This window comes from Methylibium sp. (assembly GCF_965279545.1).
Classification (GTDB): domain Bacteria; phylum Pseudomonadota; class Gammaproteobacteria; order Burkholderiales; family Burkholderiaceae_C; genus Methylibium.
The window spans coordinates 286,507-303,097 of sequence record NZ_OZ257250.1; the positions used below are offsets into that span (position 1 = coordinate 286,507).

The following is a 16,591-nucleotide window of genomic DNA, read 5'->3' on the forward strand; positions in this document are numbered from 1 at the left end:
TGTGGTGGAGCGGCTGGCTCATGCTCGGAGAACTCGGCCGAAGGTACACGCCTCTGTTGGCGGACGGCGTCGTGCCATTGGCAGTGTGGCTGTGTTCAGTCGCCGCGAGCGTGCCGCTCACGGTCTTCCTGTGCTCCTCACCAAGGCGCCTATCGAACGTGATTGTTGTCGGGTCGGCCGTGACTGGAGCAGCGTTGCTCTGGACGCAGGCTGGTGGCGGCGCTGCAGCCCTCTTGCTGGCAGCGGCCCCCTGGGGAGTGCTCGTCGTGGCGCTTGATCGTGCGGCCGGCGCCACTGACGGTGGCGCACACCGTTCGCCTGCCGACTTCCTGCTTGCCGGACTTGGAGCGCTCTTGGCATGGATCGCTTCAGACCGAGGCGTGTTGGGGGCTGCGGGCTTGATTGGGCTGTGCGGCGCGTACCTTGCGGCCCTGTGCCGCGGTGCCGGTCGTGAGGATCTTGCTGGCGCGAGGTTGCGGCGCTGCATGCCGGCGGGTTGGGCCTGCATGGTCAGTGCAGACGGGAATTGGGTTGTCCGATGCACACGTGCGGTGATGGTGCCCATGATGGCCTCGTTGATGTTCTCGTCGGAATGGTGTGTTGGCGCGGGATCGTCCGATCGAACGACGGCTATTGGTGCCCACCTGGTCAGCATGTTTCTCTTGCCGTGCTTGCTGAGGGCATGCGGCGTCAGGGTGGCCGCTGCTTGGCTCGCCTTGCCCATGGGCGCCAGCGCCATGTTGCTCGTGGTGCTACCTGGGGCGGACGGCCTGATGGCTGCGTCGATGACGCAATCCCTGGCTTGGGGCCTGTCCTTTGTCGTGGGTCCGAAGCACGCGCCGAGCGTGAACGGAGAAGTCGGCGCGGCGGGCTTCAGTCTGGCGCTGGTTGCCATCGGTGCCGTGATCGCTCTTGGCCTTGCTGGTTCAGCCGTCGGCCCGTTCGCGCTGTTGTCGGTTCACGCCGCACTGGGCATTGGAGCCGTTACGGCGGCTCTGGTTTCGATCTCACCGCTGGCAACTGCCGTCGCTTGGAGGTGAACGTGAATAGCTTGGATGTTGAGGTTCTTCGCACCGCGGTCGAATGGATGTCGCGAGGGCGTCGTGTCGTGCTTGGCATCGTTGTCCGAACCTGGGGATCGTCGCCACGCCCACCCGGCTCGCTGATGATCATCCGCGACGACGGGCAAGTGGCGGGATCGGTCTCTGGTGGGTGCATCGAGGACGACCTGATCGGTCGAGTACGAAGGGCCGAGTTGGCACCTGCCCTCCCGCAGTCGACGATCTATGGCGCCAACGCGCAGGAGGCCCAGCGTTTCGGGCTCCCATGTGGAGGTACGGTCCAGGTCGTTCTGGAGCCCCTCGGGTCGCAAGCGCGAATTCCAGAACTGCTTGAGGCCATCGCTCGACATCGCGTCGTGCAGCGACGACTTGACATGGCCAGCGGCGGCGTGTGGCTTGAAGCGGCCGAGCACGGAGACGGCGTGCACTTTGACGGGAGAACGCTGGTCACGGTGCATGGCCCACGACTGCGACTACTGATCGTCGGTGGCGGGCAGTTGTCGCGATATCTGGCGACGATGGCCGTCATGCTGGACTACGACGTCACGGTCTGTGACCCGCGTGAGGAGTACCACGAGGGGTGGTCCAGCATGGAAGGCGTTCGGTTGTCTCGGGAGATGCCCGACGACGAGGTGATATCGATGGGATTGGACGCGAGCAGCGCGGTCGTCACGGTGACGCACGACCCCAAGCTGGACGATCTCGGGCTGATGGAGGCCTTGAAGACGTCGGCGTTCTATGTCGCAGCGATCGGGTCGTTGCGCAACAACCAGGCGCGGCGTGAGCGGCTCCTGGAGTTTGATCTGACTCGCCCTCAACTCGCCGCGCTGCGTGGTCCCGCTGGGCTCAACCTGGGCGGGAAGACGCCGCCGGAGATCGCGATGTCGATCATCTCGGAGATGACGGCCGTTCGGCGAGGTGTGGATCTGAGCGGGCCGCTTGCCGACTGGTCCCGGTCAACGACGGAGTGCCGGTACGTGCCAGCGGCTGCATCGTCGGGGCACGAGACTGCCAAGGTCGAAGCGGTATAGCGTCGCGGCGCCCGCGTTCCATCCAGACGACACGCGAAGGTGCCTGCGGCACCGAATCGCGAAGGCCACTTGACACTGACAGAGGGAATCAGCCATGCCTACCGACTCAGCATCTGCCATCGAAATGATTTCAGGAGTGCCGGTCGGCGCGCCCGTACCCTACGAGTACAACCTGCTGCTCGTCGCGCTTTCCTTCTTGATCTCAGTGCTGGGATCGTACGTTGCGCTGGAGATGGCGACGGAGCGCAGGCGAGGCAACGACACCGTCACGGGGCCAGCCTTTGCTCTGGGCGGCTGCGCGATCTGGGCGATGCACTTCATTGGGATGGCCGCCTACACGACCCCGTTGAGGGTGTCGTATTCCTTGTTCCCGACACTGGCGTCGCTGGTCCTAGCCGTAGGCGTCACGGGCTTCGGCTTCGCGATCGCGCAGCGAGATCCATCCGATCGCAGAAACCTCCTCATTGGCGGCGTCTCGATCGGAGGGGGAGTTCTAACAATGCACTACCTTGGAATGTTCGGCATGGACATTCGGGCGACCACCGAGTGGAGATTGGCAGTAGTAGCGGCTTCGGTCTTGATCGCCGTGTCGGCAGCCACTGCGGCACTGTGGTTCGCCTTCACGGTTACGCGACGCTGGCAGCGCGCGCTCGCCGCCGTGGCGATGGGCGTGGCCGTCTGCGCGATGCACTACACAGGGATGGCAGCGGCAATCTTCGTCTGCTCGGCGAACGGCAGCCCAAGTCAGTACGTCCTAGAGGGCGCCTACCTTCCCCATATCGTGTTCGCGTTGGCGCTTGTCTCGTTGGCCACCAGCATGGCCTACACAAGATTTGACAAAGCCATAGGACCTCGGTAACCGGGGCATCTGCCGCATGCCGCGACTCAGGGGGCTGACAGGGCCCCGACGATTCTTGTGGCGCGCTGAGGAGCCCATCGCGGCATTGATCGACGACAGCGGCGGGATCACGCTGGGCCACCTCATCGGCACTGGCTGTGCAACGACCGCGGCCAACGGGCATAGCGCCTTGGCGATGCTTGGTAAGCAATGGGATGGACGCCCCCACCCGTAGACGGCATCGAAGTGCCAGAGTGGAAGTGTTAGCAACCACTCGATCCGGAAGGAGCGTCCATCCCATTGCTTACCCTCCAGAAGCATTCTTGTGCGGTCAATAGCCATGCTTGCATATTTCCATTGTTTACCGAGTGAAACGGCCAGGTTTAGCGAGCGCTTCGCGTCAGCCGCGGGCGGGTAAAGCAGTCTGTGCGCCGGCCGCTGCCGCCTGCGCGGCGGTTTCGTCGCAAGCGTCCGCAAACACCCTTCTGGCGCCCTGCTTCAGCAGGAAGTGCGCCAGTGCCGGCAACAGGATCAAAGCGCCCAGCATGTTCCACAAGAACATGAATGCCAGCAGCAATCCCATGTCGGCCTGAAACTTGATCGGACTGGCCGTCCAGGTCACAACGCCGATCGCCAGCGTCACGCCAGTCAACATCACCACCTTGCCGGTGAACAGCAGCGCGTGGTGATACGCCTCGGACAAACTCGCGCCTTGTCGTATCCGGGCCAGCATGACCGACAAGATGTACAGCGCATAGTCCACGCCGATGCCGACACCGAGCGCGATGACCGGCAGCGTCGCCACCTTGACTCCCATGCCCAGCGCCACCATCAGCGCCTCCGCGAGCACGGATGTCAGCATCAGCGGCAGCACCGCCACCACCACGGCGCGCCAGGACCGAAAGGTGATGAAGCACAGTGTCGAGACCGCGCCATAGACGACGATGAGCATCATCCACCAAGCCTTCTTGACGACCTCGTTGGTGGCAGCCTCGATGCCCGCGGAGCCGGCCGCTAGCAGGAACTTCACGTCGCTGCTGTCGTTCGCGCGCGAGAACGCCTCGACGTGGGCCACCACGCGCGCCAGCGTGTCCGCCTTGTGATCGCGCAGGTAGGCGTTGATCGTCAACAGGCTGCAGCTCTCGTTGTACAGACCGCGCGGCGCACCAGCCGTGACGGTGTTGAGCATCTTCTGGTTGTGCAGGAACTCATACCACTTCGGATTGCCATCGTTCAGGCTGGACAGGACGCGGCGGTTCAACAGCGCCAGCGTGCTGGTGCTTTCCACGCCTTCGAGTTGGCGCAGGTCCCACTCCAGTGCATCGACCTTGTTCAGGGTGTCGTACCGCGAGCACTGGTCGTCAGGCGTGGTCACCATCACGGCCAGCACGTCGCTGGACGCGCCGTAGGCCGAATTCACGAAGGCCGCATCGCGGTTGTAGCGGCCGTCCGGCCGCAACTCCGGCGCGCCGGGATCGAGATCGCCGATCTTGAGCTGCGTGCTGGCCAGAAAGCCCAGCACGGCCAGCAAGGCGCATGCGGTCACCACGACGCTCGCCCACTTGCGCTGCGTGAACAGATCCAGGAAGCGCCACAGTTTGTGGCTCTCCAGCCCGGCTTCATTCGCCATTTCGGCACGCAGGCTGCGCTGCGCGGCGCGCAGGCTCACGCCGGTGTAGCTGAGCAAGATCGGCAGCAGGATCAGGTTGGTGAAGATGAGTATGGCCACGCCAATCGAGGCGGCAATGGCCAGTTCGCGGATGACTGGGATGTCGATGATCAACAGCACCGCAAAGCCCATGGCGTCGGCCAGCAAGGCCGTCATGCCGGCCACGAAGAGGCGGCGAAAGGTGTAGCGCGCGGCCACGAGCTTGTGGGTTCCGCGGCCCACGTCCTGCATGATGCCGTTCATCTTTTGTGCGCCATGGCTCATGCCGATCGCGAACACCAGGAACGGCACCAGTATCGAATAGGGGTCGATCGCATAGCCCAGCGTGGGCAGCATGCCGAGTTGCCAGACCACCGCTGCCAGCGAGGCCAGCACCACGAGCACGGTCGAGCGGATGCAGCGTGTGTACCAAAAGATCATGGCGGCAGCGATGGCCGCGGCGATGGCGAAGAAAAGCAGCACGGCGCGCACGCCGTCCAGCAAATCGCCGACGATCTTGGCAAAGCCGGTGATGTGGATCGTCACGCCCCGGGCCTGGTAGGTGTCGCGCAAGGTCTCCAGCCGCTGCGACAGCGCGGCGTAGTCGAGCAACTGGCCGTCCGGGCCGCGTGCCAGCAAGGGCACGTAGATCACGCTCGACTTGGCGTCGAGCGCAACGATTTGCCCCACCTCGCCAGAGCGCGCAATGTTGGCCGCAAGCTGCTGCAGGCTGCCGGCGCTGCCGTCGTAGCTCTCCGGTATCACCGGCCCGCCGTCCAGGCCTTCCTCGGTCACGCCGACCCAGCGCGTAGTGGGTGTCCACAGCGACTTCATCTGAACGCGGTTCACGCCCGGCAACAGAAAGACGTCGTCGCTGAGCCGGCGCAAGGTCTCCAGATACGCTGCGTCGTAGATCGACCCTTTGGGAATGGCCACCGCGATGCGCACCGCGTTTCCCAGGCCCGCCAGATCGCTCTGGTGACGCAGGAAGTTCTCGATGTAGGGGTGATGCGTGGGAATCGTCTTCTCGAAGCTGGCGTTGAGTTGAAGCCTGGACAGCTGCCACCCCAGCACCACCGTGACGACCATGCAGACCGAAAGCACCAGCCATCGGTGGTTGAACAACATCCGCTCGAGCGCCGAGCCGCTGGAAGGATCGAACTGCGCCAAGGTGCGGGCGTTCAACTCGTTCGGGACAGACGCGTCCGGCTTCATTTCGAATTCCCTCGTGTGGCCGGGAGCAGCGTGGCGCCCTGGCCGCTCAACACCAGCAGGCCGGTCTTCAATGGCAGCACCCCGTTCAGCGGCGGCAGTGCCGGCTGCGGGGTCGGATGCCAGACGCTGCCCTCCTTGTCTGAACCGACGGCCGGGCCGGCAAACACCATTCCGGCCTGATTGACCAAGACCACGTCCTGCCCGCCCCGCAACGACGAGGCCGTTACCGAGGAGTCGTTGGACAAGGCGATCTGCACCCAGGTCGCACCGGCATCGCTGCTGCGCCAGACGTTGCCGCGCATGCCGGCCAGCAGCAGGCCCTTCCCGGCAGGCAACTCGGCCGTGAAGAAGCTGCCGTGGTAAGGGGTCTCGATGCGCCGGAAGCTCTTCCCAGCATCGTCGGAGCACAACACCAGGCCCTGTTCACCGGCGATCAGGATCGTGTCGGCACGCACGCGCACGGCATAGAGATGCAGGCTCTTGGCGTTGTCGAACCGGTCCATCCACGACTGCCACGATCGCCCGCCGTCCTCGGTGTAGAAGGCCAGGTTGTAGGCGCCCACCACCAAGCCGCGCCGGGCATCGAAGAAGTGCAGGTCCAGCAAGGGCTTGTCGGCGCCGTCGGCCACCAGACGCTGGGCCTCGCGCAGGCTCGCGGCATCGCCGCGGGCCTGAGCCCTCCGCAGCACGATGCCAGCGCCTTGCACGCCATCGAAGCGCTTGGTCCAACTCTCGCCGCCATCGTCGCTCGACAGCACCACACCGCCATGCCCGACGGCAAAGCCATGTCGGGCGTCCGGGAAACTCACCGCGGTGAGCGTCACCGACACCGGCACGCGAGCCTGGCGCCAGCTCGCGCCGCCGTCGTCGGAGAGCACGACGATGCCGCGTTCGCCCACGGCGACCAGGCGCCCGCCGGCCTGGGCCGAACCCAGCAAGGTGGCGTGCTGCGCCAGCCGCGTCATCACCGCCGGGCGGTCAAGGGGGTCGGCCACCGGCGCGGCCGATGCGACCGGCGCATGGGCGCCCATCAACGCGCACGCCGCAAGAACGAGCAGGTGTTTCACGTCAGCGGATGCCTTCGGCCGCCATGGCATCGGGCGTGAACACGCTGTCCGCCGTGCGCTTGACCGGTACCGTGAACTGACTGGCCTTGGTGTTGAGCAGATTCGAATAGAAACCCGCCCCGGATAGCAGGTCGTTGAAACCGAAGCCGATGGCGATGGTGCCCGGCAGGTCGGGTGCCACGAACGTGGGCACCCAGATGGTCTTCCAGAGCTGGCCTTGCGCGTCCCAGCGGTCGGCGATGACGCATATCCAGGTGTCCTCATCGCAGTAGTAGCGGCTCTTCGCCGCTTGGTGGCGCTGGCCCGGCTTCAGGCTGGCTTCCACCACCCACACGCGATGCAACTCCCATCGCACGTGATCGGGATTGACGAAGTGGGCGCCGAGCATGTCGGCGTCGGTCTTCGGCTGGAACATCATGTTGTCGTTGTACGGAATGTAGATTTCCTTTTTGCCGGCCAGCTTCCAGTCGAAGCGATGCTGGCTGCCGTACCACCCGAACACTTCGTCGAAGCTCATCAGGCCCGCCGTGGTGGGCGTGGGCGTATCGCAGCAGGGCGTGGGCAGTTTGCGCACGCGGCGCTGCCCGGTCAGGTAGACCCAGCTCGAGTCTTTCGCGCCGTCCAGGTTAGCGCGGGCGACGAACTGCTCACCGGCGCGGATCGGCGGCCCGCTGTTGGTCAACCGGATCATCCAGTAGTCGCCGCTCTTGGCGAACTGTTCAGGATTGCCTTCCTCGATGTAGTACGCCGCCAGCTGCTCGGCGGTCGTGTCAGAGGTCAGGACCGTGCGGCCATCAGCCGTGAACTGGTACTGCGTGACGGAGAACTGCAAGGCCGTGCCTTGCCAGCGCAGCGAGTGGTTCCAGATCACCTCCGCACCGCTCTTGGGGATGGGAAACGGGATACCGCCATAAGCCCCCTCGGGAATGCCGCCGGTGAGCTTGGCGCGGGTCGCGTTCTTGAACGTGTTGTCGTAGACCCATTTGGGGGCAGCCGCGGTGCGATGGGTCTCGTATACATCCACGCGGTAGCTGTCGGGGTACTTCGCGAGCAGAGCTTTCGTGCCGTCGGCCAGCTTGTCGGCATACTGCTGCACGTTCTTGGCAGTGATCGAGAACAGCGGCTTTTCATCCTTGAACGGATTGCCGCGGCGGCCGTTGGGCTTGTCGCCCGGAATGGGGCTGGTGTGGCCACCGGTCCACGCAGGAATGCTGCCCTCCTTGTTGCCGGCCTTCTCGGCGCCGAACGGGGTCAGGTCGGTCTTCAGTCGCGCCGCTTCGTCCGCGGTCACGACGGCGAAAGACGGGGTGGCCATGCACAGCGCGGCAAGCGCCCAGAACGTGCGTTTGATCTTTTGTTCCATGCGGGTCTCCAGAGTTAGAACGTGCGGCTGACGGACAGCGCCAGAAAGTCGCGGTCGGCCAACGAGTTGCCCAGGCCGAGGTTGGGCGGCCCACCGTTGGCTGGCGCGTAGTTGATGTACGGGGCAGCCTTTCCGAAATAGTTGGTGTAGCTGGCCGACAGCTGCCACGCGCCAAGGTAGTTGCCTGCGAGCCCCAAGGTCCAGCTGCCGATCTTCTTTGCATCCCAGCTGGTGACGGATGAGTTGCCATCGATCGTGTAGCGCACACCGAGCGGAATGTTGATATCCAGGCCCGGCAAGACCTGGCGGTAGGTCATCGTGTAGACCAGTTGAATCGCGGTGGCATCCCGGGTGCGGCCGGTGTCCAGCATCTGCTCCGGGTCTGTCTTTGACAGCACCCTGTTCCAGGCGATTTCGCCGACCAACCCCGATTCGTTGGCGAGAAAGTTGGGGCCGTAGATTCCCAGCCAGGACAGGTTCAGATGCGCGGTGCGGCCGGTGGCCGGCGTGGGTGCCGGTTGCCCCGGGAAGAATCCGTACAACATGCCGAGGTTGCGCAGCGGCATGTTGTCGCGTATCGAACCTTCGACGGAAACGTTGTAGTCGCCAAACGAATGTGAGGCGCTGACGCCGACGACCCGGACGCCCTTCGGAAAGGCGTAGTACCAACTGCCAGGAAGGTTCCCTGCGGCGTCTGGCGTGCCCGCCGGGTTGATCTGGCCATACAGCTGCCCGCCCTTGTCGTGGTAGCGGGCAAAGTAAAAGCCAAGGTCGGTGTCGTCGACGCGCCACTTCAACTGCAGGCCGAACTGACCCGAACGGCTCGGCTTGTGGTCTCCGTCGGGTGTCAGTTGGTAAGCACCCAGCGGCGGGCCAAGATTGATCAGCTCGGGGTAGGGCGACTTGCCCCAGGGAATGTTGCTGGTGGAAAAGTAGCTGCCGGCAGGGGGCAGCCGATCCGCTTCCCACCCAAATTGGTAGTAGCCGCCCACAGAAACGTCCGAGGACAGTTGCAACTGCGTGGAGACCTGCGGCACCGGCCGGATGATTTCTTTGAACTGCGCGTTGGGTGAGGCCAGGAGTTTGTAGATGTCGATCGGCCCTTGCGCGCGGGCGATGGCGTTGTCGCCATAGAAGAGACTTTCGCCCCACTGCAGCGCATGCCGCCCGAGGCGCACCGTCAGCTTCTTGTCGTCACCCAGATCCCAGCCCCCAAACACGAAAGCGTCCATCAACTCGGCCTTTCGACCGGCTTCTCGCCGCGTGTAGTCGGGCAGTGAGTTGTAGGGGGTTTGCCCGTTGAAGGTGTCTGTCGCCTTCGTGCTGTTGCGCACGGCATGGTCGTACCACGCGGCACCGCTGACGCGCATGCCAAAAGTCTTTTGGTAGACGAGATCAAACTCGGGAAGCAGGTCGACCCGCTCGGAGACAAAACCCTTGTTGCGAAAGTTGTCGTCACCGGCGTTCAGATTCAGTGCGGACGGTGCGCCGTTCACAAATGAATTCGCCAGCACCGGGTTCGCATCCTTGAGCCGATAGAGCGTGCTGGCCTTGACCGAGTTGTCGAGCCGAACCGTGAGGTCAGGGTTGCCGGTATCGAATTCCACGGCGTGTGCGCCGGTAGCACCCAAGGTACAGATGGCGGATGCCAAGATGCGGCGTCGAATGTGCGCCGGTGTTTGCCCGAGTTCGTGCCGCTTGTTCATGTCCATGTCGTCTCCGGTGTGCCGGTCACAGCCGGCGAGTTGTTGTGGATGAAAGACTCACGCGTCGAAAGCGGGCGCCTTGCGCAATCAATGCCCGGCCAACAGCCCGCCGCGCTGCATCAGCCCTCGCACGGCCTTTTCGGCGCCGGCGATCACCGCGGCCTCGTCGATCGCCGTCAGTGCGCCATGGCGCTTGAGCACGCGACCGTCGACCACGACCGTGTCCACGTTGGCCGGCTGCGCGTGGTGAACCAGCAGGCTCGCCCAGTCGGCCTGGGGCAAGGTGCTCAGGCTGGCGCGGTCGAACTTGACCATGATCAGGTCGGCTCGCTTGCCGGGCACCAGTGAGCCGACGTGGCCGTCGATGCCCAGGTCCCGCGCACCGTCGATGGTCGCCATCTCCAGAACCCGTCGGGCCGACAAGGTGGTGCTTTCGGTTCGCCCGCGTTCAACGTCGAGCGTCATCTTCATGATCGCGAACATGTTGGCGCCCGCCGCGGCGACCGTGTCGGTCGACAGCGTGACCAGCACACCGGCCTCGAGCATTTCGCCGGTCTGCGGGAAGCCCATGCCGACCTGCATCTCGATCAGCGGACTGATACTCAAGTGGGTGCCGGTCTCGGCCATCAACCGGCGATCTTCGGCGCTGGCGTGGATGCAATGCACCAGTTGCACATCGGGGCCGAGCAGGCCGTCCTCGGCCATCAGCCGGATGGCTTGCGATTGGGCGGCCCGCATCTGCGCGGCGTGCATCGTGATCGGCAAGCCGAGCCGACGCGCGGTGCGGAACTCTTCGAGGTAGGCGGTGCGGCGCAACTCGGGTGTGCGTGTTTCGGGACCGCGCACGCAGATGCCCAGATCGAGCAGGTGGGCGCGGTCGGTGCCGAACCATTCACGTTGAACGCGCTCGAGATCAGCCAGGTCGAGCGGTTGGCCTTCGGGCTGCCCCTCGGCCCAGCCGTAGCTGAAGCGGCCTCGAACGCCAGCCTCGATGTGGCTGGCTATGTTGGCGTCGGCATGGGCCGGCGAAGGGATGTTGTGGGCCCAGTTGTGAACCGTGGTCATGCCCGAGTTGAGCGCCTCCGCGAGGCCGCGCTGGACCGCCCAGTGGATGTCGTCGGCGCGGTAGAGTTTGCCCAGCAGCGCCTTCATCGGGAAGTAGCCGAGCTCGGGTTTGTAGTAACTCACCAGACCCCGAAACAGGCCGTTCCACAAGTGCCAGTGGGTATCGATGAAGCCCGGCAGCACGACGCTGCGCGTGCCGTCGATGGCTTCGGCGCCGGGTGCAGCGAGGCGCGGTCCGACCGCGATGATCTGGCCATCGCGAACGTGGATGTCGGCTTGCGCGTGGTCGCCGACCACCGCATCCATGCTGATGATCGCGGCGTCGCGAATCACGAACTCGCCGCGTGGCGGCAGATGCGCCTGCACGGCTGCGACTTTGTCCTGGGTCATCTGTGTTCTCCACCGCCTGCTTGGCGGCCGTTGCGAATTCGAATGGTTCGAGCGCCGGGTGTCTCCGTGATCGCGTGGCTAGCGGGCGAGGTGCTGGCTCTCTGTCGCCTGGCGCAAGGCGTCTTCGATTGATCGGGCCTTGACGGCCTCGCTGATGCCGACACCTTCGGCTCGCACGAAGTTGACCTTTGTGACGCCCAGCACGCCGAACACGTTGCGGACGTAGGTCTCGTGGTGGTCGAGCACCGCGCCCGGATTGCCCGGCGTATAGAAGCCGCCGCGTGTCGACGCAACAATCATCGGCTTGTCGCCGACCAAGCCTTCGTAACCCTGGCCGGTGTACCGGAACGTCTTGCCGACGATGCAGATGCGGTCGAACCAGGCTTTGAAGTTGCTCGGTACCGTCCAGTTGTACATGGGCAGCCCCAGCACGTAGATGTCGGCCGCGAGGAACTCGCTCAGCAGCGCGTCGCCACGTGCCAGTTCTCGTTCGAGTTCCGGGCGGCGGGGAATCTGCGCACCGGTCAGCGCCATGAAGTAGTCGCCGCTGATGTGCGACACCGGGTCTTCGGCGAGGTCGCGGTAGGTGACCGTCAGCCCGGGCATCTCGGCACGGCACTTCTCGACGATCTTCGCGCTGAGCATGCGGCTGACGGAGGCGTCGCCGAGGATGCTGGAGTCAATGTGAAGAAGGTTCATGGGATGTCTCTTGAGTTGTGTTGAGTGGGTCGGCTCTTGTCGTCTCATGAGCAAATGCCGCTCTGCCACTTTGCTCATGCCCCCCTCGGAGGGCAGACAAAGCAGCCGTCCGCCTGGGGGTCGTCAAAGATCAGCGGTGCGGCAAGATGTTCTGGTTGCAGCGGAAGAAGTTGTTCGCGTCGTAGGCCGCCTTCACCGCTTGCAGGCGCACATGGTTGACGCCGTAGGCGCGCTGCACGTCGCTCGCGTCGGCGTCTTGCGGCAGGTAGTTGGCATACGCGCCGATCGCGGGGAAACGCGACACCGCCTCGCCGAGTTCACGGATCCACGCCTGGTTGACGGCGTCGTCGGCGGGGTCCACCCACTGCGCCGTCAGCATCAGGTTCATGGTCGCACCGCGGAAGCCGACCGCGGTGTCGGTCGCGCCGACGCGGTGAACGCCACCCTTGAGGTGCTCGATGGTGAACATGCTCATGGGCGACGGCGCGCGGGCGAAGAACTCGACCAGCACGTTCATGGCGCCGAGGTCGAGTTCGCGCAAGGTCTGCGTGCGCCAGAGTTGGCGCAGGTCCCAGACCGTGACCGGGTCCAGGAACTTCTGCGAGTCGCAATACGACATCTCCGCCAGGTTGTCCTGCGGCGAGCCGAAGCGGCGCAGCGGCTCCAGTTCGGTCAGGCCTTGCGCCATGGTCCCGATGTAGCGCGGCACCGCCACCAGCGTCGGCGGGCTTTGCGGGAAGCGCGCCAGGAAGAAGTCGACTACGCAATTGTCGGTAAGCGTCGGCGCGATCTTGGCGTAGTGTTCGAAGACGCTCATCGCCTGTGCGAGCGGCCACACCAGCATGCCGGTCACAACGCGGTCGACCGGGTGAATCTCGAACTCCATCTCGGTCAGGATGCCGAAGTTGCTGCCGCCGCCGCGTACGGCCCAGAACAGGTCGGGGTGCCGATCGGCATCGGCGGTGACGGTCGATCCGTCAGCAAGAACGATCTCGAAAGAACGCACGTTGTCGCAGGCCAGCCCATGGCGCGCACGCAGTGCGCCAATGCCGCCGGACATCGTCAGGCCGAAGACGCCCGTGGACGAAACCACGCCTCCTGGCGACCCGAGTTTGTGCAGTTGCGTGACGGCATCGTAGTCCGCCCACGTAGCACCCGGTGCGCTGCGGGCGCGACGGGTCAGTGGGTCGGCTACTACCTTGCGCCATCCCGAGGTGTCCAGCATCAGGCCACCACCACCGCGTAGTGCCAGCCCGGCTGAGTTGTGCCCACCGCCACGCACTGAAAGGCCGATGTTCAGGTCACGCGCCAGATTCACCCCAAGGACCACGTCTTGCGCCGACTGGCAGTGCAGCACGGCCTCGGGGCGGGTGTCGATCGCGGAGTTGAAGATGCGAATCGCCGACTTGTAGTTGGCATCTGCGGGCTGCGAGAATTTGCCCGCCGCCTTGTGCTGGAGTTGCCGGATCAGGTTGCTCATCATTGTTTCCTTGTTGATAGGGTTGGGTTGGCGCTCATCAGCGCGTCGGTTGACTAGGCTCAGCGCCGACTGCGGCGATTGCGTCTACTTCCAGACGGAAGCCCCGCGGCACCAGTCGCTTGACCTCGATCGTTGTGGACGTGGGAAGGTGATCACCGAAGAAGCGCCGCATCACGGTCACGACACCGGCATGCTCGTCGAGGTCGGTCATGTACTTCGTGATGCGCACGACGTCGCCCAAGTCGGCGCCGGCCAGCGCAAGCGTCTCGCGGATGCGCGCGAAAACCCGTTCGGCTTCAATTTCGATCGGCACGCTGACGAGAGGAGCTGCGGGGTCGTAGTCGTCAGGGACACCGATGACCCCCGAGACGAAGACGAGATCGCTGGAACGCGTGCGGATCGCTGGCACGAAAGGCAGAAACTTCAAGCGCTCGTGCTGCTCCGTTGTGTAGGTGTCGAAAGTTCGCGCGCGCGCCGTCTTGCTCTTGGCCATGGGGTTCACCTTGAAGTTGCGCGCGTGCTCAGTCCAGCGCGATTTGGTTGTTGCGAATCACCTGCGACCAAGCGCGAGCGTCTTCGGGGAGAAACTGCCGAAAGCTTGACGGACTGCCGCCCACCGGGACCAGGCCATAGCCTGTCAGCGTCTGGCGGAATTCGGCGGAGCCAACAATTGCCTGCGAATGTTGGCCGATGGTGTCGACGATGTCGTCAGCTGTTGCCTTGGGCGCAAACACGCCGTACCAGGAGTTGCCTACGAAGCCTGGGAAAGACTCTGCAATTGGCGCGACATCCTGGAGGGCTTCGACCCGAGCCGCGCTGGAAACGCCGAGAGCACGCACCTTGCCGCCCTTGATCTGGCCAATGGCCGTGGCGCTAGCATCGAAGGCGACGTCGACGCGCTGCGCGATCACATCGGGCAGGAAGTAGTCCTTGTAGGGCACATGGTTCATGGTGACGCCAGCCGCGTTGAGGAACCGCACCATCGCGATGTGTGGCACCGTGCCGATGCCGGGGCTGGCGTAGCTCAACGTGCCGGGAGCCGACTTGGCGGCGCCGATCAAGTCGTTGAGATTTCGCAGCTTTGACTCTGCTGAGACGACCAGCACGAACGGCACCGACAGCACGAGCGAAATGGGCACGAAGTCGTCGGAGTTGTAGGGCAGCTTCTTGTAGATGAAGGGGTTGATCGAGAAGGTGTTGCTCACAGTCCAGAACAGCGTATGTCCGTCGGCAGAGGCCGTCGCTACGGACTGCGCCGCGACGATGGTGCCGGCGCCGGGCTTGTTTTCGACCACGACCGGTTGCCCCGCCAGCTTGGAGAAGCGCTCACCCCACAGGCGAGCGATGACATCGGGTGAAGTGCCAGCCGCGAAGGGGACGACCAGCCGTACTGGCCGCGAGGGGTAGCGGGCTTGTGCGTGAAGCACCGGCCCCCCTGTCATTGCACCGAGCCCGGCAAGCGCGGTCGCCAGCAGGAGTTGGCGCCGCGCGGCGCGTTGGGTGCCCTCGTGGACGCAAGCATTGACAGAGATGGGGCGCGTGGAGTTCATCTCTCTTGGTGTTCGATGTTCGTTGCAATTTGGGGACGCTGCCGTGGCGGTGCCAGTTGCATCACCAACAGCAATCTCGCGGGCTCCGCCCCCTTGTTGCACAGGCGTCGCGATTCGTGAGGCGCAATGCGACAACTGTCGAGTGGACCCAGCCGGGTGACCTGCTTCACGCCACCCAACTCGGCTTCGACCTCAACTTCGCCCTCGATGCACACGTAGAACTTTTCGACTTCGGACGCTGCCGCAGTAGTGCCGCCTGCCGGCGCAATCACCGACAAGCCGATCCAGAGCGAATCGGCCGGGCCAGCGTCAAGGCCTTGCAGACGCCGCATATGCATCTGGGTGTGCCCCGGCGCCTGGTAGGGCGGAGCTTCGGTGATGGGAACCACGTGCATGTGCTGTGCCTCAGGGTGCGAGCACGATGCGCCCTGCTGTGCCTTCGAGCACGCGCCGGTAGGCGTCTGCTGCCTGCTCCAACGGGATCAGCGTGGCCTCATCGACATCGAAGGCCTTCAGTGAGCCGTCGGCAAATCCGGGCAGCAAGGAGTTCAGGACCTGCGCGCACTGCGTGACGGTCAGCTTCAGGCTATCGACACCCAACATCTGCAGATTGCGGCGGTAGAACCCGAGAATGTCGAACGGTACGGTGCGCTCGATCGTGGAGATCAGCACCTGAGTTCCGCCCACTGCCAGGCTGGCCAGCGCCGGCTCGAAGTAGGGAGAACCGACGGTGTTGTAGGCAATGTCGGCGCCGCGGCCTTCGGTGGCTGCTTGCAGCAGGCCAGGCAAGCCCGGGTCTTGCCCGTCAAAGGTCGCAACTGGCGTGCTGCTGTGTCCGAAATAGGTGGCGGCACCGCGCTCGACACCGATCACGCGCGCACCGGCACGCGTTGCCAACTGCGCAGCAGCTTGGCCCACTTTCCCGTTTACACCGAAGACCAGGACGATTTGACCCGCACCGCGAAGGCCCGCACGGCGCAGACCCTCGTTGGCAGTGATGAACGGCACACCGACAGTAGCTGCCGCGGCCAGAGACACCGACTCCGGCTTGCGGCTCAGGGCGTCGACCGGAAGCACGAGATAGCTGGCGTGGGTGCCATCGCATGTGACACCCAGATCGCCACCGGTGCCCCACACCGACACCCCCAGCCATGCGGCCGGCCCCGCGACCACGGTCCCCGCGAAATCTCGTCCTGGCGTGCGCGGCCACACTGCGTGTGGCATGAACCCGAGTGCGGCCTTGACATCGCTCGGGTTCACAGCCGCGGCCCTCACCTCGACCACCGCGTGGCCTGCAGGGGCGTCGGGCAAATCGAAGCGATCAACTGCCAGCTTCAGCGCCTGCGGCGACGCGGCCTTTTCGGTTAGGCGCAGTCGGCGCCCAGTGGGGGGGTGGCTCATGAATCGTTCCTGTGTGTGGTGATAAACCGGAAAGCCGGCACGGTGAACTGCGCGTTGCTTCCTGGGCTCGGCCGTTT

14 protein-coding genes are annotated in these 16,591 nt (G+C 64.6%); 3 read left to right on the forward strand and 11 right to left on the reverse strand.

Annotated elements, in window-relative coordinates; all coding sequences use genetic code 11:
* Positions 1-566 precede the first annotated feature (566 nt).
* The 3 genes from ACQY9S_RS01345 (at position 567) to ACQY9S_RS01355 (ending at position 2,951) form a co-directional block, all read left to right on the forward strand.
* Positions 567-1,040, forward strand: a complete 474-nt coding sequence (locus ACQY9S_RS01345) for a hypothetical protein (protein ID WP_428422777.1) — start codon at positions 567-569, stop codon at positions 1,038-1,040.
* Between the two features lie 2 nt (positions 1,041-1,042).
* Positions 1,043-2,092 (forward strand): XdhC family protein, encoded by a 1,050-nt coding sequence (locus tag ACQY9S_RS01350; protein ID WP_428422778.1) that lies wholly within the window; start codon positions 1,043-1,045, stop codon positions 2,090-2,092.
* Positions 2,093-2,186: 94 nt separating this feature from the next.
* Positions 2,187-2,951 carry an MHYT domain-containing protein gene (locus tag ACQY9S_RS01355; protein WP_428422779.1) on the forward strand — a complete coding sequence of 255 codons (765 nt, stop codon included), beginning with the start codon at positions 2,187-2,189 and terminating at the stop codon, positions 2,949-2,951.
* A 379-nt stretch (positions 2,952-3,330) separates the two neighbouring features.
* Here ACQY9S_RS01355 and ACQY9S_RS01360 read toward each other — a convergent pair whose 3' ends face one another.
* The 11 genes from ACQY9S_RS01360 to ACQY9S_RS01410 form a co-directional block, all read right to left on the reverse strand.
* Positions 3,331-5,793, reverse strand: a complete 2,463-nt coding sequence (locus ACQY9S_RS01360; RefSeq protein WP_428422780.1) for an efflux RND transporter permease subunit — start codon at positions 5,791-5,793, stop codon at positions 3,331-3,333.
* A complete protein-coding gene (locus ACQY9S_RS01365) occupies positions 5,790-6,860 on the reverse strand; it encodes a WD40/YVTN/BNR-like repeat-containing protein (RefSeq protein ID WP_428422781.1) in 1,071 nt (356 codons plus the stop codon). The genes ACQY9S_RS01360 and ACQY9S_RS01365 overlap by 4 nt, the downstream gene beginning before the upstream one ends.
* Position 6,861: 1 nt before the next feature.
* The gene (locus tag ACQY9S_RS01370) at positions 6,862-8,223 is read right to left on the reverse strand and encodes a DUF1329 domain-containing protein (RefSeq protein ID WP_428422782.1); all 1,362 of its coding nucleotides are present in this window, start codon (positions 8,221-8,223) and stop codon (positions 6,862-6,864) included.
* Between the two features lie 14 nt (positions 8,224-8,237).
* On the reverse strand, positions 8,238-9,935 hold the full coding sequence (locus tag ACQY9S_RS01375; protein WP_428422783.1) for a DUF1302 domain-containing protein: 1,698 nt from the start codon (positions 9,933-9,935) through the stop codon (positions 8,238-8,240).
* An 81-nt stretch (positions 9,936-10,016) separates the two neighbouring features.
* Positions 10,017-11,384, reverse strand: a complete 1,368-nt coding sequence (locus tag ACQY9S_RS01380; protein ID WP_428422784.1) for an amidohydrolase family protein — start codon at positions 11,382-11,384, stop codon at positions 10,017-10,019.
* 78 nt (positions 11,385-11,462) lie between these two features.
* Positions 11,463-12,083 carry an FMN-dependent NADH-azoreductase gene (locus tag ACQY9S_RS01385; RefSeq protein ID WP_428422785.1) on the reverse strand — a complete coding sequence of 207 codons (621 nt, stop codon included), beginning with the start codon at positions 12,081-12,083 and terminating at the stop codon, positions 11,463-11,465.
* 130 nt (positions 12,084-12,213) lie between these two features.
* The gene (locus ACQY9S_RS01390; protein ID WP_428422786.1) at positions 12,214-13,563 is read right to left on the reverse strand and encodes an FAD-binding oxidoreductase; all 1,350 of its coding nucleotides are present in this window, start codon (positions 13,561-13,563) and stop codon (positions 12,214-12,216) included.
* Between the two features lie 37 nt (positions 13,564-13,600).
* Positions 13,601-14,056, reverse strand: coding sequence for a RidA family protein (locus tag ACQY9S_RS01395; RefSeq protein WP_428422787.1), 456 nt, complete (start codon positions 14,054-14,056; stop codon positions 13,601-13,603).
* 28 nt (positions 14,057-14,084) lie between these two features.
* Positions 14,085-15,113, reverse strand: a complete 1,029-nt coding sequence (locus ACQY9S_RS01400; RefSeq protein ID WP_428422788.1) for a Bug family tripartite tricarboxylate transporter substrate binding protein — start codon at positions 15,111-15,113, stop codon at positions 14,085-14,087.
* Positions 15,110-15,508 (reverse strand): cupin domain-containing protein, encoded by a 399-nt coding sequence (locus ACQY9S_RS01405; RefSeq protein WP_428422789.1) that lies wholly within the window; start codon positions 15,506-15,508, stop codon positions 15,110-15,112. The genes ACQY9S_RS01400 and ACQY9S_RS01405 overlap by 4 nt, the downstream gene beginning before the upstream one ends.
* Positions 15,509-15,518: 10 nt before the next feature.
* Positions 15,519-16,514 (reverse strand): quinone oxidoreductase family protein, encoded by a 996-nt coding sequence (locus tag ACQY9S_RS01410; RefSeq protein WP_428422790.1) that lies wholly within the window; start codon positions 16,512-16,514, stop codon positions 15,519-15,521.
* Between the last annotated feature and the right edge of the window lie 77 nt (positions 16,515-16,591).

Bases quoted from the DNA above. Each gene is read 5' to 3' on its own strand.
- ACQY9S_RS01345 (WP_428422777.1), top strand. From the start codon at position 567: ATGGCCTCGTTGATGTTCTCGTCGGAATGGTGTGTTGGCGCGGGATCG.
- ACQY9S_RS01355 (WP_428422779.1), top strand. From the start codon at position 2,187: ATGCCTACCGACTCAGCATCTGCCATCGAAATGATTTCAGGAGTGCCG.
- ACQY9S_RS01360 (WP_428422780.1), bottom strand. From the start codon at position 5,793: ATGAAGCCGGACGCGTCTGTCCCGAACGAGTTGAACGCCCGCACCTTG.
- ACQY9S_RS01370 (WP_428422782.1), bottom strand. From the start codon at position 8,223: ATGGAACAAAAGATCAAACGCACGTTCTGGGCGCTTGCCGCGCTGTGC.
- ACQY9S_RS01375 (WP_428422783.1), bottom strand. From the start codon at position 9,935: ATGGACATGAACAAGCGGCACGAACTCGGGCAAACACCGGCGCACATT.
- ACQY9S_RS01380 (WP_428422784.1), bottom strand. From the start codon at position 11,384: ATGACCCAGGACAAAGTCGCAGCCGTGCAGGCGCATCTGCCGCCACGC.
- ACQY9S_RS01385 (WP_428422785.1), bottom strand. From the start codon at position 12,083: ATGAACCTTCTTCACATTGACTCCAGCATCCTCGGCGACGCCTCCGTC.
- ACQY9S_RS01390 (WP_428422786.1), bottom strand. From the start codon at position 13,563: ATGAGCAACCTGATCCGGCAACTCCAGCACAAGGCGGCGGGCAAATTC.
- ACQY9S_RS01395 (WP_428422787.1), bottom strand. From the start codon at position 14,056: ATGGCCAAGAGCAAGACGGCGCGCGCGCGAACTTTCGACACCTACACA.
- ACQY9S_RS01400 (WP_428422788.1), bottom strand. From the start codon at position 15,113: ATGAACTCCACGCGCCCCATCTCTGTCAATGCTTGCGTCCACGAGGGC.
- ACQY9S_RS01405 (WP_428422789.1), bottom strand. From the start codon at position 15,508: ATGCACGTGGTTCCCATCACCGAAGCTCCGCCCTACCAGGCGCCGGGG.
- ACQY9S_RS01410 (WP_428422790.1), bottom strand. From the start codon at position 16,514: ATGAGCCACCCCCCCACTGGGCGCCGACTGCGCCTAACCGAAAAGGCC.